Source organism: uncultured Kordia sp., assembly GCF_947489565.1.
GTDB lineage: Bacteria > Bacteroidota > Bacteroidia > Flavobacteriales > Flavobacteriaceae > Kordia.
Window position 1 is genome coordinate 191,184 of record NZ_CANLEA010000012.1, and the last position, 21,084, is coordinate 212,267.

Sequence of the window (21,084 nt, forward strand, 5' to 3'; positions counted from 1 at the left end):
CTATTTACGTTTTATTTTAATGCTTTTAGCAATGCTTCATCTGTTGTTTTGATGGCTTCATAAAGTTTGATACTTCCATCGGGATTGATAATCATGTATCTCGGAATCCAATCGACTGCAATAGCTTTTGCAAATGTACCTTTCATTCCTGACTTTAGAAAGTAGTGTTCGCCGACAAGCGCGTGCTTTTTGACTCCAGCTTTCCATTGCTGTACTTTTCGGTCTAAAGATATAAATAGGTATGTTAATTGCGGATTATTTTTTTGAATTTCTTTTATTCCGGGAATTCCCACCAAACAATCGCGACACCATGAAGCCCAAATGTCTACAAAAATAGTTTTTCCTTTGTATTTTGCTAAAATGTTTTCAAAAGTATTCGTTTCTCCATCTATAGAAAGCATCGTTTCTTGTAACGCTTCTGGAGGAAATTCTTTTAATATTTCCTTTTGACAGCTTACGAGAACAACCGCAAGTATCAACATTTGTATGATAGCCTTCATGTTATTTTTGAATGGTAATTTTTGTCTTTTTGGTAATATATGGATAGATTTCATTGACATCTTTGTTTTTCATAGAAATACAACCTAAGGTCCAATTTCGTTTTTCATCAATCATGTTGTCCATTCCGTCTGGCACACCGTGAATTCCGACTTCGCCACCAATGGTTTCTCCATCTTTTATGATGCCATTTGCTTTCCGCTGATTGAACTTTTTCCACGATTCTGCATTTGGGTAATCTATCCAAATAAATTTTGACCAATTGCGATGCGGATATTTGTCTCGTACACCAAATACACCTTCGGGCGTTCGTTTGTCTCCTTCTTTTTCTTTATCATCTACTGGATTTCCTCCAAAAACAACATGGTATTCTTTTACCAAAGTATCTGCTGCAAATACAGAAAGTTTATAATCGCTTTTATCGATAAGAATACGTATTGGCGTTCCATCGGGCAATAGCTTTTTTATAGGTGTTTTTTCAGCTTTATGCTGTTGATTTTCATGCTTGTTTTTACAAGACGATGCACATATTATGATACCAATACAGACGAAAAAGAATCTAAAAACTTTCATATTAATTTTATCGCTATTTATTCTATAATGAATTGTCGTACTTCTGAATTGGAAATGTTCCCGCTAGGATCTTTTGATTCAATTTTCCAATAATATATTCCTGTTGTTAAGGTTTCTGTGTGCGTTTCGGCGGTTAACATCATTGCCACTTGCGTTACTGGCGGATTTACAGTATCAATATAGACTGCATATTCTAAGAGTTCGGTTTCTCCATCATCTGGATCGTTTCCTTCCCAAGTGAGTACGACATCCGTTGTGGTCACTGTTGCTCCATTGTCTGGACTTGTGAGTGTTGCTGGAAATGGCAAATAGTTTGATATCGTATTGAAAGGTGTTTGAAACTGCCATGTTACGCCAGTTACAGAAGCATCTTCACTATCGGTTGCGGTAATATTCCAAGAATAGGAAGTTCCTTTATCTAAAGTAATACTGGTAGAAGTTCCTGTTAAATTTTCCGTAGCAACAATTGCGTTCGTCGTTAAATTTCTGATGGAGAATGTATATTCTAGATTGTTATCTTCTACATCTTGAAACGCATTCCACTGAAAATCAACTCTAATTTCAGTTTCAGAGATTTCTTCACCTGTACATACAGCATTGTTATTGGGTTCTATATAGCTACTCGCTGTAGGCGTATTGTTTTCTGGCGCTGGCGCTGGATCAGAATCTCCAGAACTACAACTTACCATGACTATTATTGCGAAAAGTCCTAAAAAATTTTTCATCTATTTATTTCTTTATTAGTTTTTGTGTGAATGTATTTTCGCTGGTTGCTAATTGTACAAAGTACACACCTGTTTTTAATTCTTTTATGTCTATTTTTTGACTGTTCACAGGGGTTTTGATCGTTTTTGTCATGATCAATCTTCCTGATATATCATATATGCTCACACTCGCATTTGTGACATCGCCTGTATTTAGTAAACTTAGGTATACAGCATCACTACTTGGATTTGGTAGCATGATAAAGTTTGCGTCCGAGATTGTTTTTACCATTTCTGTGAACTTTCCTTGACACGCTTTTTCTGTATGAACCTCAACCGTATTTACTGGCTTCGTTAACTGTTTCGTAAATGTTACTGTTGTATTTTCATCTGGAGCGATGATTGTGTGCTCTTCTCCATTGATGAAGATACTGTAGTTCGTTGCTCCTATTAAGTCTATTGTGTATTCGTTACTTCTTGATAATGCTGAATTCGCATTCAATTCCGCTGGATCGCCTATGATTACCGTGAAACATTGCTCATAGTTTTCGGCTGAAATGCTAAAACAAAGCTCATAGGTTCCTGCGTCAAGGTTTTCAATAAGTAAATCTTCTGTGAAGGTACTTACTGGCAGATTTATAGGTATTCCGTTGCGTTTTAAGTCTGCTTCGTAATTGTGATTTGCGATTGCTTTGATGTCAATTTTAGCATTGTCTAAACTTGCGCAGGTTTCGCTTTCGGTTTGTATTAAATAGTTGTCTACAGGAAGTGTAAACGGACAACCATCTACGGAAGTGCCACTATAATACGGACAATCATCATCAACATCTAAGATTCCATCACCATCATCGTCATCATCGCATAAATCGCCTTCGCCATCTCCGTCAAAATCTTCTTGATTTGGGTTCGCTGTGAAAGGACAATTATCGTCTACATCTAGAACTCCATCATCATCATCGTCTTCATCACAAGCATCTCCCATTCCATCATTGTCATTATCATTTTGATCTGCATTTGCAGCGAAAGGACAGTTATCATCTACATCTAAAATAGTGTCATTATCATCGTCGTCATCGCAAATATCTCCAAAACCGTCATCATCATTATCATTTTGATTGTCGCCAGCAATAAGCGGACAATTATCATCTGCATTTAGAATTCCGTCGCCATCCGTATCATCATCACAAACATCGCCCATTCCGTCATTATCTTGATCGGCTTGATCGGCATTTGGTGTATCTGGACAATTATCTTGATAGTTATAAATTCCATCGCTATCAGTATCTTCCACAATACGTGTTTCTGTTTTGTTGGTGATGATTGGCGCATTGAAATCAAAATAAATTCCCGCTCTATTATCTATAATATCTCCAACTTGCACAGTACTTTTTGGTTTGACTCTAAACGCAATATATCCGTGACTGTTGGGTTCATCGTTTGTACTATCTGGCAAGTTGATATCATTGAAGAAAAATTCTAATTCTGGATCTTCTCCCGTTACTAAAGCAACTGAATAGTCATGACTCGCATCAACAGGTTCAAAGGTTTCCCAATCAATCAAATTGCTCATAAAATCTACAATACGAATATTTACTGCTGGCGATGTTCCTTCATTTTGAAAGCGAATGACATAGTGTAAATATTCATCTACATCTTCAATCAGTACATGTTCGCCTTCCAAAACTGTTTTATCATTTGGATCAAAAGATGAAAGTACGACTTGAAATATATTGTCTTGATTGTCATTTGGATTCGCATCTGATGCTAATGGCGCATTTCCTGAAAAGGTTAGAATATCTCCAATATTGTTTGTTGGTGGTGGCAATACATCAAAATAGGCTATGATACTTCTGGTTTCACCTGGAATTAAATTTGTATAATCCCACGTTAGTAAGTTAGTTGCTTGTGTTGTTGGTGTAATGGTTGCTGAAGTAAAATCTAGTTTTGCATCACTAAACGTAAAATTGATGGTTCCGTTTTGAATAGTTGTTCCTTGATTTTCTACTACAATGCTGTATCGTGCTTCAAAACCTGGCACAGCAATATAGACAGGTGCGATAGTTAACGATATATCATCTATTAATGCATTGAACGTAGCACAAAAATCAATTACTTCTGTATTGTCACTTCCCGTAAAAGTTACATTTTGAGATTCAGGTGTCATATCAATTGTACTCTCTGAATTTGGATATACTGAATACAAACCTTCGGGAACTGTTATAGAATATTCACCATTTTCATTGGTAAATGTGGTAAAATAGTTTATTCCATCATAGGCAACAACAGAAATATTTTCTAAAGGAAAATCTGCAGCAGAGCAACCATCTAGATCAAAATCTTGCAAAATGGTTCCTTCAATTGTATTACTCGTGCAAGTTTGAGAAGTAATACATTCTAAGGTATTATTATCAACAGTATAATTTGTGTTATTGGAAACATATTCACAAATTGCGGAACAGTCGGTTAAACCAAAATTATTTTGAATTATTAGATTTCCCCCAATGTTTTGCAGGCTTTCTAAACCATCTAAGCTTCCCAATTGCCAGTTTTCTTCCACAGTAACATTGCCTCCAACAGTATGCAATATTGGAGCCATATTTATAGTTGTAAATTGTTCAGTAATTCTAATTCTGTAATCTTGATTGATTGCATATAAACTCTGAAAGCTTATATTTCCTGTATTTCCCCATGCTCCTATAAAAGAGAGGCTACCACCTATAGTTTGTAATGAATTCATAGAAATTGGAGATGATAAGTCTAAAATATTTTGAAATAAAATAGACCCATCCATATGTGTGAGTGTGTTTATATTAATAGTACCTACATATACGTCATATCCAGAAAAAATCATATCTCCTCCTATAAATGATAAACTATTTAAATTAATTGCTCCTACTCCAGAATTTTCTCCTATTGTAATTCCTCCACCTAAAGTTTCTAGATTTGGAAAATTTAAAGAAGCACTTGTTCCTATGAAAGATTGCGCATCTATTCCAAAAGTAATGTCTCCATTAATAGTTTGAAGTTGAGGTAAACTACTAGGAAAAGCTCTTCCGCCATTAAAATCTAAATCTCCTCCAACAACTTGAAGTCCTGCTAATCCATAACGTATTCCTGCATAATCTAAAGTGATATCTCCTTCAATTGTTCTAAGATTGTTTAAAAAATTTAGTCCCACACTCGTAGTGCATTCATCAAAAATTCCTGTCAAACCAATACTACCTCCTATAGATTCTAATGAAGTAAAATTATTAATTGCATTCACATCATCATCATCCCAATTGACACAAGAAAAGCCAATACCACCTTCTATTCTTTCCAAAAGTGTTAGTCCTGTGAAATCATGAAAATACGTTCTACTGAATCCTAAACCTCCTCCTATAGTTTCTAGGTTGTTAAAAGCATTAAAAGTTATTCTTCTGGAAAGCCCTAAGAAAAGACTTCCTCCAATAGTTTCAACATTGTTGAAGCCATTTATCAAATTCATACTTGGAACGATTGGAGATACATCAGAATCAAAAAAATGACTAAATGTTACAGATCCTCCAACAGTTACTAAACTATTAAAACCTGTGATTTCTTCTAAATCTTCATTCGTTCGAAAGGATAATGTACCGCCTATAGTTGTTAGACTATTAAACCCTGAAATAATTTCTACGGCATGATTGTATTCAAACTTTAGGTCTCCACTTACAGAAACTAAGTTGTTAAAATCAATAGTAGCACTATGGTTAGTGTTCAAAATTTCAAATGATCCATCAACAGAAGTAATGAATCCCAAGCCACTAATATCTGTAACACTACTACTTGATACTGTAATACTCACTGGAATATCAGTGCAGATTGTAGCATAGGTTGCCACAAAGTTATCTACTTCAGATTGTGTACTAAGCATGACATCCGTTGTTGGACATTGGGCTCGTAAGAGGTTGGTATATGTCAATGTAATAATAAATAGCAATACTATTTTTTTCATCATCTTTTTTATTGTTTGATTAGCTTTTTGGTATTATTATAATTCTCGGTTTTTAATGTGATAAAATAAACACCTGCTGTTAAGTTGTTTGTTTTTATATGTTTGTTTTGTATCGGGAATTGTACCACTTCCGTAGAAATGACTCTTCCTGATACATCGTAAATATTCAGTGTTCCGTTTGTTGCCTTATCTCCAATAATTGACGTGATAAAGATATCGCCAGTTGTTGGGTTTGGTATCATTGTGAAATCTATATTTTCAATGGTTTTTACCATTTCTGTGAACTTTCCTTGACACGCTTTTTCTGTATGAACCTCAACCGTATTTACAGGTTTTGTTAGTTGTTTTGTGAACGTTACTGTTGTGTTTTCATCTGGAGCGATGATTGTGTGTTCTTCTCCATTGATGAAAATGCTGTAGTTCGTTGCTCCTATTAAGTCTATTGTGTATTCGTTACTTCTAGATAATGCTGAGTTCGCATTCAATTCCGCTGGATCGCCGATGATTACCGTGAAACATTGCTCATAGTTTTCGGCTGAAATGCTAAAACAAAGTTCATAGGTTCCTGCGTCAAGGTTTTCAATGAGTAAATCTTCTGTAAAAGTGTTTACTGGCAGATTTATAGGTATTCCGTTGCGTTTTAAGTCTGCCTCATAGTTGTGATTTGCGATTGCTTTGATGTCAATTTTTGCATTATCTAAACTTGCACAGGTTTCGCTTTCGGTTTGTATTAAATAATTGTCTACAGGAAGTGTAAACGGACAACCATCTACGGAAGTGCCACTGTAATATGGACAATCATCATCTACATCTAAGATTCCATCACCATCATCGTCATCATCGCATAAATCGCCTTCACCATCTTCGTCAAAATCTTCTTGATTCGGGTTCGCTATGAAAGGACAATTATCATCTGCATTTAGAATTCCGTCGCCATCCGTATCATCATCACAAAGATCGCCTATTCCGTCATTGTCATTATCGTTTTGATCTGCATTTGCAGCGAAAGGACAGTTATCATCTACATCTAAAATAGTATCATTATCATCGTCGTCATCGCAAATATCCCCAAAACCGTCATCATCATTATCATTTTGATTGTCGCCAGCAATAAGCGGACAATTATCATCAATATCTAAAATTCCATCATTATCATCATCGTCATCACAAGCATCTCCTAAACCATCTTGGTCATTGTCATTTTGATCAGTATTTACTATAAACGGACAGTTATCGTCTACATCTAAAATTGTATCATTGTCATCATCATAATCGCAAATATCTCCTAATCCATCATTATCATTGTCATTTTGATTGTCACTTGCGATAAGTGGACAATTATCGTCAGCATTTAATATTCCATCTCCATCCATATCATCATCGCAAGCATCACCCATTCCGTCATCATCTTGATCGGCCTGATCATCGTTTGGAGTGTCTGGACAATTATCTTGATAATTATAGATTCCATCATCATCCGTATCTTCTACTATGCGTGTTTCCGTTTTGTTTGTTATGATTGGCAAATTAAAATCAAAATAGATTGCGGCTCTGTTATCAATAATGTCTCCAATTTGTACGGTGTTTTTGGGTTTCACTCTGAATGCTATATATCCATGGCTATTCGGTTCGTCAGTTGTGCTATCTGGCAGAAAAATATCATTAAAGAAGAATTCCAATTCTTGATTTTCTCCCGTTACTAAGGCTACAGCATAATCGTGACTAGCATCTACAGGTTCAAAGGTATCCCAATCGATCAAATCACTCATAAAATCAACAATACGAATATTCACTGCTGGTGCCGTTCCTTCATTTTGGAAACGAATAACATAGTGTAAATAGTCGTCAATATCTTCAATCAACAAATGTTCTCCTTCTAGTACTGTTTTGTCATTGGGATCAAAAGAACCGATTACCGTTTGGAAAAGACGACTTTGATTATCAATAGGGTTTACATCTCCTGTCAAAGGTGCATTTGCGGTAAAGATTAATACATTTCCAATATCAGTTATTGGTGGTGGTAATACATCAAAAAAGACTCTAATAGACCTTGTCTCACCTGGAATTAAATTGGCATAATCCCACGTAAGTGAACTCGTTGTTTGTGTAATAGGCGTAATTGTAGCTGAAGTAAAATCTAGATTTGTCTCATTAAATAAGAGTTCAACTGTACCACTTTGTAATGTTGTTCCCTGATTTTCTACAACTACATTATACCGCGCTTCAAAGCCTGGCATTGCATCATTTTCTGGAATTATTGTTATGGAGATATCGTCTATTATTGTGTTGTATGAGGCACAAAAATCTACAATTTCTGTGTTGTTTGTTTCTGTAAGAGTTATGTCTTGAGATATCGGACTTATATCTATTGCACTTTGAATATTTGCAGAAACAGTATAAGATCCTTCTGGCACAACCATATAGTATTCTCCATTAGCATTGGTAAAAGTTGAATAATTGTTGGTACCGTCAAAAGCAACAACTTCTACATTTCCGTATGGAAAATTATCGGCTGTACATCCATTAAATCCTGAATCGAATGATATAACTCCTTCTATTTCGAATGCAAAACAAGTTGCAGCTGAATCAACACACAATACAGAAGCATTGTCTAAATTGAAATTGGTATTATTGGCTATGTATTCACAAATTGCTGCACAATTTTGAGGACCAGATCCAATAATCAATTGTCCTCCAATATTTTGAATCGACTCTAAACCTTCTAAGCTTTGAAAAGCGTATGCTATCTCAACATCTCCGCCAACGGTATGTAATATTGGAACAAAATTTTCAAAACTACCTGGTCCGTCTGAAGCATTGGACAAGTCAAAGTTTCCGCTAATTTCGTATAGATTTTGAAATTCTAAGACGTTAGGGCTTCGGTTCATTTTTAGATTGCCTCCTATGGTTTGTAATGAATTCATAGAAAAAGAATAGGTAGACATTGTTCTTGGCAAATAATCAACTATAATAGAACCATTCATCTGTGTCAAGGAATTCATAGAAATTTGCCCTATTTGCGTCCCTTCATTTATTTCGATCAATTCATCTGGACTTGACGGGGGATCATACGGATAATAAGTATAACCTCCTGATATGTCAATATCTCCTCCCAAATATGTCAAATTATCAAAGTTAATTTCACTTACATCTTGTTCCGTTTCATAACCATTTGAAATTATCAAACTTCCGCCTAAACTCTGAAGATTCGGAAAATTTAAAGATATGTCTGTATTTGCGTATATGAAGTAATTTCCAGTATCTTCAACAAGACCTGAAGCCTTGATATCTCCGCCTATAGTTGTAATATTTGGAAGTGTCGTAAACGACCGAACTCCATACAAAAGTAGATCGCCTTCAACATTTTCTATTGAAGTTAATCCACTTGGTAAGCTAGCTAAATTGACTGATAAATCGCCTTCAATGGAAGTAAGATTGGATAAAAAATCTAATCTCACACTCTTTAACCCACAATGAATAGTTCCTTGGATATACAAATCGCCTCCTATGGATATTAGTGAAGTAAAATCATTAAATTCATTTACTTCTTCTTCTGTGATGGTTGTACATCTAAAATTAATATCTCCATCGATGCGTTCAAGTGATGTAAGTCCTAAAAAACTATTAAACCTAGTTTCTATCACTCTAAAAGTTCCTCCTATCGTTTCTAAATTGTGAAATGCATCAACCGCAATAGTTGCTGTCTGTTGTATTTCAAGATTTCCCCCAATACTTGTTAAACTATTGAATCCGCTTATTAACTCAAGATGATTATCGTAAAATCCTGTTGTATTATCATCGTAAAACAAATTTGAAAAATATAGGCTGCCTCCTATAGTTACCAAATTGTCAAAACCTGAAATTTCTTCTATTATATGCGTATCTTGAAAACTTAAGCCTCCCTGTATCGAAGTAATAAAGCTCAATGGGCTCAAATCAGTTACGTTCCCTCTAATGATCAAATTCCCTGGTAAGTCTGTACATCCACCAAATGTACCGGCAAAGCCGTTTACTTGTGCTTGACCATTTAAAGACACATCTCCTGTTGGACATTGTGCATGCAAATTATAGACACCAAGAAATAGCACTATAAATAGTGTGATTTTTTTCATTGGAATGGTTGTTTTATTTTAAACGTATCTTGGGATCGAGGTAACTGTATACAATATCTACTAAAATATTGATAATTACAAACATGGAAGCGATTATTAATACAGAGCCCATGATAATTGGCAAGTCTTGACTGTTTAAAGCATCAACAATTTCTTTTCCGAGTCCGTTCCAACCAAAGATGTATTCTACAAAAACGGCTCCTGCCAACATGGAAGCAAACCAACCTGAGATTGCTGTAATTACTGGATTTAAAGCATTTTTCACAGCATGTTTTCGTATGATTTTAAATTCGCTCAAACCTTTGGCGCGTGCCGTTCGAATGTAATCTTGGTTGAAGACTTCTAATAATGAATTTCGCATGAGTTGAATGACAACGGCCAACGGACGTATTCCTAAAACAATGGCTGGTAAGATGAGGTTTTTCCAACGAATACTGATAGATTCTCCAAAATCATCTACCTCATACAAACTTCCTGTCATGTTTAATCCTGTAAATTCATGCAATAGAAATCCAAATATCCACGCAAATAATATGGCGCTAAAGAAAGAAGGCACACTCATTCCTAAAGTACTTATGATTTGAATCATTTTGTCTAAGAAAGTGTCTTTGTACAAAGCGGAAATGATTCCGAATATGATTCCGAGCAACATGGCAATACTGATAGCTGCTACTGCCAACACAATGGTGTTGGGCAAGGTTTCTTTGATGACTTGTGCGACACTTTTTCCCGATTTTTGAAAGGATTCCCGCAGATACGGAAGTTTTAATGCCATCGTTGTATTCCCAACAGTAAATAGTTTCGCAGCACTGTATTTTTTATCCGACAAATACGTATAATCATCTTCTTGTGTAGAATGAAAAGATATCGGCAATAAATCGTTGAGGTAATATGCATATTGCGTCAATATAGGTTTGTCAAAACCATATTTTTTCTTCACCACAGCAACTTGTTCTTCAGTTTGATTTTGTCCAAGCATCATTTTTGCAGGATCGCCCGGTAAAATATTGAACAAGAAAAAAATCACTGTAACCACTCCGAAAAGTGTTAGAAATGCATAGCCAATTTTATGTAATATGTATCTTCCCAAGAATTGTATTTACAGTTTGATAGTATCAAAATCGTTGTAATGTGCTTTTCCAGTGATGGTTCCTTTTTCAACTTTCATAACTCCAGGATTTGATCTCACAGTCGTTTTTAAAGCTGTTTCATCTGCTAAGTAGAAATCAAAATTGAATTCCATAATCGCAGATAAATCTTTTAAAGCATCAGGATCTGCAGCCGATAAACCAATGACTTTATAACCTGCATCAATCGCTTTATCTGTAAATGATTTCACCTTAAAGAAGCCTGCTTCATCAGCTTTGTCTAAATTATACACAATAACCATGATGAGTTTTTCTTCTTCCATCATCATTTCGGTTACATCGCCGTCATCCAAACTTTCAATGGAGAAATCGTGAATTGGTGGTTCGTATCCTTCTTCTATAACTTTACTTGTGACACTTTTGTAGGTTCCGCCTTCCACTTCAGGATAATTGGCACTTAGTGTAGTCACTTCGACATCTTCACCGTTTACATCAAATGTCCATGTATATTTTACGACATCTTTCTTAGCATTTGGCGGATACGTCATTCCCTCCATGATATTTGTGCCTATTTTATACGCTCTAAAATCGAATACTGGTAAATGATTTAATACATGTCTTCCAAAGAAAATACACGCCAACAAACTCACGACTGCGATTCCAATATTTACTTTTTGTGGTAAAATTGGCTTGATATTCTTAATTCCCATGAAAAGAATTAAAATTGCTACTAGCAGAATAATATCTTTCCAGAAACTTTCCCAAGGAGTCAACTTCCAAAAATCACCAAAACAACCACAATCTGTTACTTTTTTGAAGTACGCCGAGTAGAACGTTAAGAAGGTAAAGAAAACGATCAATCCTAATAAACTCCATAATACTGGTTTTTTAAACAAACTCAGTAATATCATCACACCCAAAATGACTTCTAGAATGACTAAAAAGACAGCCATCCATAAGGCGTATGGCGAAAGAAACTCAAGATTTAATACATCTTCTGCAAAGTAATCTGTCAATTTAAATGAAAACCCAACCGGATCATTGAGTTTTATAAAGCCTGAAAAAATAAACAATCCTCCCACAAAAACTTGTGAAAGTATCGTGAGTACTTTTCCGTATATTGTATTGAAGAAAGCTACTTTGTATTTTACAATTTGTAGCCAAATTTGCTTAAATTTTGAATTTTGCGCTTCTCCTGTATTTTCCATTGTAATTTTTTTATGATAGTTCTTACGCAAACCATCTAATTGTTATGCGATGCGCAAGATTTTATGTAAATTTCGTCCAAAATTACCAATTTATAAAAAGAAAAGGACATAAGTTCATTTTAAAGGTATTTATGTATGCAAAGTATAAACTGTAATGGAAAATTAGTATCGCTTGAAACACCGAAAGTGATGGGGATTTTGAATGTAACTCCCGATTCTTTTTATGATGGTGGTATGTATAAGGATGCCGCTTCTATTTTGGCACAAGCAGAAAAAATGTTGACAGATGGCGCTGCGTTTATTGATGTTGGTGCGTATAGTTCGCGACCAAATGCGCCGCATGTTTCTTTGGAAGCAGAAAAACAACGTTTATTGCCTATCTTGGAATTGATTTTAAAAGAATTTCCTGAAACCATTCTTTCTATTGATACGTTTCGTAGCGAAGTTGCCAAAGCTGCTATCAATATTGGCGCTGCTATAGTGAATGATATTTCTGCAGGAAATTTAGATGCTGCAATGATGGAAACCGTTGGCAAACTTGGCGTGCCTTATATTATGATGCATATGCAAGGAACTCCCAAAACAATGCAGCAAAATCCTAGTTATGAACATGTTGTAAAAGATATTTTGCACGAGCTTTCTGAAAAAGTTGCGATGGCACGTTCACACAAGATTAAAGACCTGATTGTAGATCCTGGTTTTGGTTTTGGAAAAACCATTGCGCATAATTATACGATTTTAAAGGAATTGCGATTGTTTGAAATGTTAGATTGTCCAGTATTGGCAGGAGTTTCTAGAAAGTCTATGATTTATAAAGTACTGGAAATTTCGCCGCAAGAAGCTTTGAACGGAACTTCTGTATTGCATACGATTGCTTTGCAAAATGGCGCTTCTATTTTACGTGTGCATGACGTGAAAGAAGCGGTAGAATGTGTGAAGTTGGTAGGGATGTTTGGTTAGGTGTTAGGTCTTTGGTGTTGGGTCTTTGGTTTTGGGTTTTGGGTTTTGTCCATAAAAAAACTGCCTAAAATTTCTTCTAGGCAGCTGTTTAGTGTGTTTCTTAGTTTTTAAAGATCTGGATCACAAAGACAACATTGAATTTCAGCGCAGTAATGTCCGCAATCGAAACAAGTCCCGTTGCTGTAACATTGTCTTTTACCTCCGTTAATTTTGTCTTGTTGCGCTTTGTCTAGCGCTAAAACTCCGTCAATTTTTAAAATTTTGTGTAACATAATGTAAAATGTTTTTTGACTGAATGATATTTAAAGATAAGAATTTTTACACCAAAACTGTTGTATTTTCGTTTTATAGATTCGTTTTTAACATTTTATAGCATTTGCACCATTACTCAAACAAATAATTCGTTTTATTTTATAGTTTCGTTGCTATTGCATAATATTTGTTATTTTTACTTTCTAGTATAGCAAAAACTCACATTGGACTTTTTTAGTTTTTTAAATTTTGGACTGTTAGACTTCATCGAAATTATTCTCGTTGCAGTGCTTTTGTACTATGTATATAAGCTTGTCAAAGGAACTGCTGCTATTAATATTTTTGTCGGAATCGTTATTATTTTTGTGATTTGGAAGATTACGGAAGCACTAGAAATGAAAGTGTTAAGCAATATTTTTGGTGGATTTATTCAAGGAGGAATTATTGCACTCTTTATCGTTTTTCAACAAGAGATTCGAAAGTTTCTACTGATGGTCGGTTCTACAAACTTTGCTACGAAACGTAGTTTTGTGAAACATTTTAAATTCTTAAAACAAGAGATTAATACAGATACTGATGTAGAAGCTATTATTACTGCATGCACTAAAATGTCTTCCACAAAAACAGGAGCTATTATTGTTATAGAACGTAATAACTCGTTAGATTTCGTAAAAAATTCTGGTGATAAGATGGGAATGGACGTAAATGTTCCTACGCTAGAAAGTATCTTCTTTAAGAATAGTCCGTTGCACGATGGCGCTATTATTATTGAAGGAAATCGTGTGACAGCAACACGTGTTATTTTACCTGTTTCTAAAGAAACTATGATTCCACAACGTTTTGGGTTGCGACATAGAGCTGCCGTAGGAATTACCGAAAAAACAGATGCTTTGGTATTGGTTGTTTCCGAAGAAACTGGACAAATTTCATACATCCGTGATGGAGAATTTGTCTTGTATCAAGATGTTGACAAGCTTCAAGAAATGATTCAGAATGATTTGAGTTAGGATAAACTCTTTAATTATACCGCTTCCTGCTGAATGAATTGCACTTCGTATAGGTTTTTGTAGTATCCGTTATCAATTTTTAAGAGTTGTTCATGCGAACCTTGCTCTACAATGTTTCCTGCATCCATCACAATAATTGTATCTGCCTTTTTGATCGTTGCCAATCTGTGCGCAATGACAATAGAAGTTCTTCCTTGTGTAATGGTATCTGTTGCGTTTTGTATCAATTGTTCTGAGTGCGAATCTACCGATGAAGTTGCTTCATCCAAAATTAAAATTCTAGGATTTGTGACATATGCACGTAAAAATGAAATCAATTGTCTCTGTCCAGAAGACAACATGCTTCCACGTTCTTTTACATTGTATTCGTAATTGTTTGGCAAACTCATAATGAAATCATGCACACCAATTTGTTTTGCAGCTTCTTCTACAGTTTCTCGCGTAATCGCTGGATTTTTTAGCGTGATATTATTCAAAATAGTATCTGCAAATAAGAAAACATCTTGCAATACTACCGCAATTTTTTCGCGCAAAGCGGCTAATTTCACCTTTGTAATATCTGTTCCGTCAATCGTAATAGTTCCAGCATCAATTTCGTAAAAACGATTCAATAAATTGATAATCGTAGATTTTCCTGCTCCAGTGGCACCAACAATTGCTACGGTTTGTCCTTTTTCTACATTAAATGTAATTCCGTGCAACACTTCTTCGTCTTTTATATATGAAAAGTGCACATTTTTAAATGCTAAATTTCCTTTGATGTCTAAGGTTTCAATAGTACCCTTGTCTTCAATTTTGCTATCGGTATCAAAAATTTCAAAAATACGTCCTGCTGCTACCATTCCCATTTGTAAGGTATTGAATTTATCTGCGATTTGACGTAATGGTCTAAATAACATTCCTATCATCATGATAAATGCCAACACATTTCCTAGTTCTGCAGAGTTACCATTACCTAATTCTGTTGTAACAATGGTTGCTGCCGTTAATCCTCCGTACCAAACTACTAAACCAACAGCAATAGAATTTGCCAAATCGGGAATTGGGAAGAATATAGAGTTGTACCAAATGGTTTTTAACCACCCTTTTTTATGCTTTTCATTAATCTCTTTAAAGTTGTTATATTCTGTTTTTTCTCTTGAGAATAATTGTACTATTTTCATTCCAGTTACACGTTCCTGCACAAAAGAATTTAGATTCGATATTTGCGCACGCACTTCTTCAAAAGCAGATTTCATGGCTTTTTGAAATACACGTGTAGCATAGATTATCAATGGAAGAATCGCAAATACAATTAAAGATAACTTCCAACTCATCCACAACATAACGCCCATAACGACCAGCATTTTTAACAAATCGGCTATAATGACAAATAATCCTTGACTAAATATACTGGCAATGGTTTCTATATCACTTACCGCACGTGTTACCAAACGTCCTACCGAAGAGGTATCATAATATGCCATTTTGAAGCGAAGCATATGATGAAATAATTTTTGTCGAATATCTTTAATAATCGTTTGCCCAAGCCAATTTGCATAGAAGACAAATAAAAACTGAAAAATTACTTCCAACAATAATACACCTAACATCAATATGATATAGATGAGTAAACCTTCTTTGTCTTTGGTAAGAATATAATCATCAACAGTTACCCTTAATAAAACAGGTCGTCCAACCGCAAATACAGATAAAAGTATTGCCGCAATTGCTACAAAATACAAGGTTATTTTATAAGGATATGTATAGGTCAATAATCTTTTAAAAAGACCAATATCAAATACTTTTCCTGTTACTTTAGCCATTGGTTGTAAAGGTTTCTGTTGGGTATGTTACCGCGGTTAAATATAAAGCTTTTCCAGGCACCGAAGTTCCCGCTTTGCTTCGATCTCTCGATTCAATTATTTGTTTAAATTCTGCTATGGATAATTTTCCTAATCCGACTTCTAATAGTGTTCCAACGATGGCGCGAACCATATTTCTCAGAAAACGATCGGCACAAATGGTAAATACTAGTAATTCATTTTTTTGTTCCCAAACTGCTTTTTCAATTTTGCAGATATAGGTTTTTACATCTGTATGTGTTTTTGAAAAGCATTTAAAATCGTTGTAGTTGAATAATTCTTTTGCCGCTTCGTTCATTACATCTATATCCAACTCTTTAAAAACGGTATGTGCTGATTGAATGTGAAACGGATTTTTTTGTGAAACAATCCAATATTCATAGGTTCTTCCTGTGGCATCAAATCGCGCATGTGCTTCTTCATGAACAGAATGAATTTTATGAATTGCTACATCTTTTGGCAAAAACGAATTCAACTTAAATGTTAATTCTGAAGGATCAAACGGTATGTCGGTATCAAAATGCGCATACATTTGTTTGGCATGCACACCTGCATCTGTTCTTCCTGCACCGACAATTGCTATGCTTGATCGTAATAAAGTAGACAAGGCTTTTTCGATAACTTCTTGTACTGAAATAGCATTCGGTTGATTTTGCCAACCGTGATAATTTTTGCCATTATAAGAAAGTTCAATGAAGTATCTCAAGGTAATATTTGCTACTTTTGTTTCAGACTCACAAAGATAAGTTATAATTCATTAGTTTGTGTGAATTCTGAATTATTTAGCAAACTTTTAAGGAGAAATTTCATGAAGAAAATTTTATTATTATCTGATACGCATAGTCATATTGACGATCAGATTTTAAAACATGTAAAGTATGCAGATGAAGTATGGCATGCAGGTGATATTGGCGATTTGTCTGTGACAGATACTATTAAAGCATTAAAGCCATTGCGTGGTGTGTATGGAAATATTGACAATGATAAAGCGCGTATGGAATTTCCTGAACATAATCGTTTTATGTGTGAAGGTGTTGATGTTTGGATAACACATATTGGCGGTTACCCGAATAAATATAATGTGCGTGTGCGCGATGAAATTCGTCAAAATCCGCCACAGCTTTTTATTTGTGGGCATTCGCATATTTTAAAAGTAATGTTTGACAAAAAACTGAATTTACTACACATGAATCCTGGTGCCTGCGGAAAACACGGTTTTCATAAAGTACGTACCATGCTACGTTTTGTGATTGATAACGATAAAATCAAAGATTTAGAGATTATTGAACTCGCAAATAGACATTAATTTTTAGTTCTTATTGTAATTATATTAAATACAGCTCATTCTTAAAAACAAAACCCCAGCATGTTGCTGAGGTTTTTATCGTTATATATACTCGTATTTTTAACTTAACCCGCTTAAGATTGCATTTGAATATGCTGCTGGATCGTTTCCACATTTTTCAATATCGTCGTATAACCAGATAAATCCACCTGTGATTTTATCTTTTTTCCACTTTGTGAATTGGCTATTAATTTGTTTTGGGTCCATTCCTTGCGTACAACCATCTCCGTGCTTACACCATAATCCTGGGTCTACAAAACCTGCTGCGTCAAAACCTTTCCCCATAGCGGCTTGCAAAGGTGCAATCCAACCACTTTTTACGTTTCCAATATTATAAGCTCCTCCTGCATAACACTGTAAATTGAATCCTGTTACCAATCCTGGATTTGTTTTTTCTAAACTTACCAAACAGTTAATCCAAAATGGGCTATTTGTATATGGACAGAATGTAATTTCTTCAAATCCAATTGTTGCTAACATGCGACTAAATCTTGTAATTGTATTGATATTATAATTTCCTTCATCATCATAATCAATTCCGTCAATTGCTGGAATCACATGACGTAATGTTTCAAAGTTTTTATATAAAATACTTGAAGGTCCGTCACCTTGCGTATTTAATAAAGTCATGATATGATAGAAATCATTGGTTTCCCATCCTCCTATTGAGAAAAGTATTCTATTAACGCTTCCTCCTTTTTTTATTTCTTCTAATTGATCTCCCCAAGATGAATCGCCAACATACTGACCGTTTGTTATTATAAGCGTATCATTATAAGCAATGTCGCCATTTGGTCGCACATGAAGCGCCCAACAAACTACTGTTGTAAATCCTGATTCTTTAATTGTTGGCAAAGCAGAGTTGTCACCTGGGTAAAAAGGTCCACCTCCATAAATTGATGCTGTAAGTCCCATAATTAATATTTTTATGTTAGGTTAATAAGTTGCATAAACTTACAATCGATTTGGTGGATATTTTAACGTGTTTTTCTTGATTTTTAGATGTACGTATTTTTACTTGGTTTGTTTAAATTAAAAAACTCCAAAGCTTTGACACTTTGGAGTTTTACGCACTAAGATTACTAAGATGTTAGGTTTATCGTAATCGATCTACAGATTTTACAAGGTCTTCATCCTTTTTAATTGCTCGGTTTGCGAGCACTAATAAAACGATAGAAATAAGAGGAAGAACGACCCCAATACCTTTCTCAGAGATTTTTTCAATCTCTCCAGATACGTTTAGCATTCGATATACAAATATCCCTAATAAAATAAGGTGAAATAAGATGTTGAAACGATTCAACACAAATTGTAATTTTCTATTTTTAAATAAAAAGATGGTGATCAAAGCCAATGCAGCAGACGCCATAAATAAACCTAAATACACAAGGTCATCTTTGGCAAATACTTCTACTTCATTTTCTAATGTATATAAACTGAACACAAATGTAAGACCACCCGCAATTGCCGCGACTAATAACATGTATAAACTTTGTATCCTTTGGATCATATCTTAAAATTGGATCACAAAAATAATAGTTCTTTTCATAAAATACTATTTTGTTTATTAAAATAAATTTGTATTATTGCATAGATAATTCATAATCTATTGTTATTAATAGATTTACACACTTCTTAGCGAGTATCATCACTACTCATTTTTCAAAAAACAATTCATTACAAGCCAATACATGTTAGAAATATCAGAATTAAAAAGTAAAAAACTTCCTGAATTACAGGAGATAGCCAAGGCTTTATCCGTTCCAAAATATAGAACTTTAAAAAAATTAGATTTAATTTATAAAATCTTAGACCTTCAAGCTACTAATCCTGAGTCGGTTGCACCTATTACAAAAACCGAATCAAAATCAGAAGATCCAGCACCTAAACGAAAGCGTATTAAAAGAGAGCCTAACCAAAGAGCCGATAAAAAACCAGCGACTCCACCAGCAGCTCCGCAACAAAAAAAGCCTACACCTACGCCTACTCCTTCTGAAAAACCTAATCCACAACCGGCTTCTAAACAAAACAAACCTGCTCGTAAGACATCTGATAAGAATCAAAAAAATAATCCACCACAGGCTAAAAAAGAAGATTCTAAAAAACCTGAAAGTGATAATTCAGATACTGCTACTGTTGCAAAAAACAATAACAACAATAATAACAATAATAATAAGAAGCAACAGAATAACAATAACAACAAAAACAACAATAACAACAATAAGAAAGATCATTCACAACAGAATAAACACAACAAGAAAGATCATTCACATAAAAATAACGGGAATAAAGACCAACGTAATCGTTACCGCGAACCTGATTTTGAGTTTGACGGAATTATTGAAAGCGAAGGTGTACTTGACATCATGCAAGATGGATACGGATTCCTAAGATCATCTGATTATAATTATTTATCATCTCCAGATGATATTTATGTATCACAATCGCAAATTCGCTTGTTCGGGTTGAAAACTGGAGATACTGTATTAGGAATTGTTCGCCCTCCAAAAGAAGGAGAAAAATATTTCCCCTTAATTAAAGTGAGCAAAATAAATGGTTTAGATCCGCAAGTAGTACGAGATCGTGTTGCTTTTGAACATTTAACTCCATTGTTCCCAGATGAAAAATTTAATTTGGCTGAACGTCAAAGTACAATTTCTACACGAATCATGGACTTGTTTTCTCCTATCGGGAAAGGACAAAGAGGAATGATTGTTTCGCAGCCAAAAACAGGTAAAACTATGTTACTGAAAGATGTTGCAAATGCTATTGCTGCAAATCATCCTGAAGTATATCAAATAGTTTTATTAATTGATGAGCGTCCGGAAGAAGTTACCGACATGCAACGTAATGTTAAAGGAGAAGTTATTGCTTCAACGTTTGACAAAGAGGCTTCTGATCACGTAAAAGTGGCAAATATTGTTTTAGAAAAAGCAAAGCGTTTGGTAGAATGTGGTCATGACGTAGTTATTCTATTAGATTCTATCACAAGATTGGCCAGAGCATACAACACAGTACAACCTGCTTCTGGTAAAATATTAAGTGGTGGTGTGGATGCAAATGCACTACACAAACCAAAACGTTTCTTTGGAGCGGCTCGTAATATTGAAGGGGGTGGATCATTATCTATCATTGCAACTGCATTGACAGAAACTGGTTCTAAGATGGACGAGGTAATTTTTGAAGAATTTAAAGGAACTGGTAATATGGAACTTCAATTGGATCGTAAGATTTCTAATAGAAGAATTTTCCCTGCTATTGATCTTACTTCTTCAAGCACACGTAGAGACGATTTATTACTTGATGAAACCACGATTCAACGTATGTGGGTAATGCGTAAATATTTAGCTGATATGAATCCTGTAGAAGCGATGGAATTCATTAATCAACGTATCAAACAAACTAGAAACAACGAAGAGTTTTTAATTTCCATGAATGGATAATTAAAAGATAGTATCATAAAATATAAAAAGCTGCTCAATACATATTGAGCAGCTTTTTCATTTTGAGATATTAG

General features: G+C 34.7%; 16 protein-coding genes. 4 read left to right on the forward strand and 12 right to left on the reverse strand.

Going from position 1 to position 21,084, the window contains the following annotated elements:
* Positions 1-11: 11 nt before the first annotated feature.
* The 7 genes from Q0845_RS17250 to Q0845_RS17280 are packed head-to-tail and all read right to left on the reverse strand — an operon-like array spanning position 12 to position 12,159.
* Positions 12-500 carry a TlpA disulfide reductase family protein gene (locus Q0845_RS17250; protein WP_298515866.1) on the reverse strand — a complete coding sequence of 163 codons (489 nt, stop codon included), beginning with the start codon at positions 498-500 and terminating at the stop codon, positions 12-14.
* A 1-nt stretch (position 501) separates the two neighbouring features.
* A complete protein-coding gene (locus Q0845_RS17255) occupies positions 502-1,071 on the reverse strand; it encodes a murein L,D-transpeptidase family protein (protein WP_298515869.1) in 570 nt (189 codons plus the stop codon).
* Between the two features lie 17 nt (positions 1,072-1,088).
* On the reverse strand, positions 1,089-1,796 hold the full coding sequence (locus tag Q0845_RS17260; RefSeq protein WP_298515871.1) for a hypothetical protein: 708 nt from the start codon (positions 1,794-1,796) through the stop codon (positions 1,089-1,091).
* Between the two features lie 4 nt (positions 1,797-1,800).
* Positions 1,801-5,754 carry a thrombospondin type 3 repeat-containing protein gene (locus Q0845_RS17265; RefSeq protein ID WP_298515874.1) on the reverse strand — a complete coding sequence of 1,318 codons (3,954 nt, stop codon included), beginning with the start codon at positions 5,752-5,754 and terminating at the stop codon, positions 1,801-1,803.
* A gap of 5 nt (positions 5,755-5,759) precedes the next feature.
* Positions 5,760-9,863: a T9SS type A sorting domain-containing protein gene (locus Q0845_RS17270; protein WP_298515877.1), complete on the reverse strand. Its 4,104-nt coding sequence runs from the start codon at positions 9,861-9,863 to the stop codon at positions 5,760-5,762.
* 13 nt (positions 9,864-9,876) lie between these two features.
* Complete coding sequence (locus tag Q0845_RS17275; RefSeq protein WP_298515879.1) at positions 9,877-10,953, reverse strand: ABC transporter permease; 1,077 nt, start codon at positions 10,951-10,953, stop codon at positions 9,877-9,879.
* Positions 10,954-10,962: 9 nt separating this feature from the next.
* Positions 10,963-12,159, reverse strand: coding sequence for a BT_3928 family protein (locus Q0845_RS17280; protein ID WP_298515882.1), 1,197 nt, complete (start codon positions 12,157-12,159; stop codon positions 10,963-10,965).
* A 135-nt stretch (positions 12,160-12,294) separates the two neighbouring features.
* Between Q0845_RS17280 and folP the strand changes: the two genes are divergently transcribed.
* Positions 12,295-13,119: a dihydropteroate synthase gene (gene folP / locus Q0845_RS17285; RefSeq protein WP_298515885.1), complete on the forward strand. Its 825-nt coding sequence runs from the start codon at positions 12,295-12,297 to the stop codon at positions 13,117-13,119.
* Positions 13,120-13,226: 107 nt separating this feature from the next.
* Here the strand turns inward: folP and Q0845_RS17290 are convergent, their stop codons facing one another.
* Positions 13,227-13,391 (reverse strand): hypothetical protein, encoded by a 165-nt coding sequence (locus Q0845_RS17290; protein ID WP_298515887.1) that lies wholly within the window; start codon positions 13,389-13,391, stop codon positions 13,227-13,229.
* Between the two features lie 204 nt (positions 13,392-13,595).
* On the opposite strand from Q0845_RS17290, the gene cdaA reads away from it, so the two are divergent.
* The gene (cdaA, locus tag Q0845_RS17295; protein ID WP_298515889.1) at positions 13,596-14,378 is read left to right on the forward strand and encodes a diadenylate cyclase CdaA; all 783 of its coding nucleotides are present in this window, start codon (positions 13,596-13,598) and stop codon (positions 14,376-14,378) included.
* A 14-nt stretch (positions 14,379-14,392) separates the two neighbouring features.
* Here cdaA and Q0845_RS17300 read toward each other — a convergent pair whose 3' ends face one another.
* On the reverse strand, positions 14,393-16,183 hold the full coding sequence (locus Q0845_RS17300) for an ABC transporter ATP-binding protein (protein ID WP_298515891.1): 1,791 nt from the start codon (positions 16,181-16,183) through the stop codon (positions 14,393-14,395).
* Positions 16,176-16,928 (reverse strand): tRNA pseudouridine(38-40) synthase TruA, encoded by a 753-nt coding sequence (truA, locus tag Q0845_RS17305; protein ID WP_298515894.1) that lies wholly within the window; start codon positions 16,926-16,928, stop codon positions 16,176-16,178. The genes Q0845_RS17300 and truA overlap by 8 nt, the downstream gene beginning before the upstream one ends.
* 102 nt (positions 16,929-17,030) lie before the next feature.
* Here truA and Q0845_RS17310 point away from each other — a divergent pair, with 102 nt between their 5' ends.
* Complete coding sequence (locus Q0845_RS17310; RefSeq protein WP_298515898.1) at positions 17,031-17,528, forward strand: metallophosphoesterase family protein; 498 nt, start codon at positions 17,031-17,033, stop codon at positions 17,526-17,528.
* A 99-nt stretch (positions 17,529-17,627) separates the two neighbouring features.
* Here Q0845_RS17310 and Q0845_RS17315 read toward each other — a convergent pair whose 3' ends face one another.
* The gene (locus Q0845_RS17315) at positions 17,628-18,482 is read right to left on the reverse strand and encodes a hypothetical protein (RefSeq protein WP_298515900.1); all 855 of its coding nucleotides are present in this window, start codon (positions 18,480-18,482) and stop codon (positions 17,628-17,630) included.
* Between the two features lie 181 nt (positions 18,483-18,663).
* Positions 18,664-19,077 (reverse strand): DUF4293 domain-containing protein, encoded by a 414-nt coding sequence (locus tag Q0845_RS17320; protein WP_298515903.1) that lies wholly within the window; start codon positions 19,075-19,077, stop codon positions 18,664-18,666.
* Between the two features lie 181 nt (positions 19,078-19,258).
* Here Q0845_RS17320 and rho point away from each other — a divergent pair, with 181 nt between their 5' ends.
* Positions 19,259-21,010, forward strand: coding sequence for a transcription termination factor Rho (rho, locus tag Q0845_RS17325; protein ID WP_298515905.1), 1,752 nt, complete (start codon positions 19,259-19,261; stop codon positions 21,008-21,010).
* The last annotated feature ends 74 nt before the right edge of the window (positions 21,011-21,084 follow it).

What these genes read in the sequence shown, in the direction of transcription:
- Q0845_RS17250 (WP_298515866.1), bottom strand. Translation starts at nt 500, where the DNA reads ATGAAGGCTATCATACAAATGTTGATACTTGCGGTTGTTCTCGTAAGC.
- Q0845_RS17255 (WP_298515869.1), bottom strand. Translation starts at nt 1,071, where the DNA reads ATGAAAGTTTTTAGATTCTTTTTCGTCTGTATTGGTATCATAATATGT.
- Q0845_RS17260 (WP_298515871.1), bottom strand. Translation starts at nt 1,796, where the DNA reads ATGAAAAATTTTTTAGGACTTTTCGCAATAATAGTCATGGTAAGTTGT.
- Q0845_RS17265 (WP_298515874.1), bottom strand. Translation starts at nt 5,754, where the DNA reads ATGATGAAAAAAATAGTATTGCTATTTATTATTACATTGACATATACC.
- Q0845_RS17270 (WP_298515877.1), bottom strand. Translation starts at nt 9,863, where the DNA reads ATGAAAAAAATCACACTATTTATAGTGCTATTTCTTGGTGTCTATAAT.
- Q0845_RS17280 (WP_298515882.1), bottom strand. Translation starts at nt 12,159, where the DNA reads ATGGAAAATACAGGAGAAGCGCAAAATTCAAAATTTAAGCAAATTTGG.
- folP (WP_298515885.1), top strand. Translation starts at nt 12,295, where the DNA reads ATGCAAAGTATAAACTGTAATGGAAAATTAGTATCGCTTGAAACACCG.
- Q0845_RS17290 (WP_298515887.1), bottom strand. Translation starts at nt 13,391, where the DNA reads ATGTTACACAAAATTTTAAAAATTGACGGAGTTTTAGCGCTAGACAAA.
- Q0845_RS17300 (WP_298515891.1), bottom strand. Translation starts at nt 16,183, where the DNA reads ATGGCTAAAGTAACAGGAAAAGTATTTGATATTGGTCTTTTTAAAAGA.
- Q0845_RS17310 (WP_298515898.1), top strand. Translation starts at nt 17,031, where the DNA reads ATGAAGAAAATTTTATTATTATCTGATACGCATAGTCATATTGACGAT.
- Q0845_RS17315 (WP_298515900.1), bottom strand. Translation starts at nt 18,482, where the DNA reads ATGGGACTTACAGCATCAATTTATGGAGGTGGACCTTTTTACCCAGGT.
- Q0845_RS17320 (WP_298515903.1), bottom strand. Translation starts at nt 19,077, where the DNA reads ATGATCCAAAGGATACAAAGTTTATACATGTTATTAGTCGCGGCAATT.
- rho (WP_298515905.1), top strand. Translation starts at nt 19,259, where the DNA reads ATGTTAGAAATATCAGAATTAAAAAGTAAAAAACTTCCTGAATTACAG.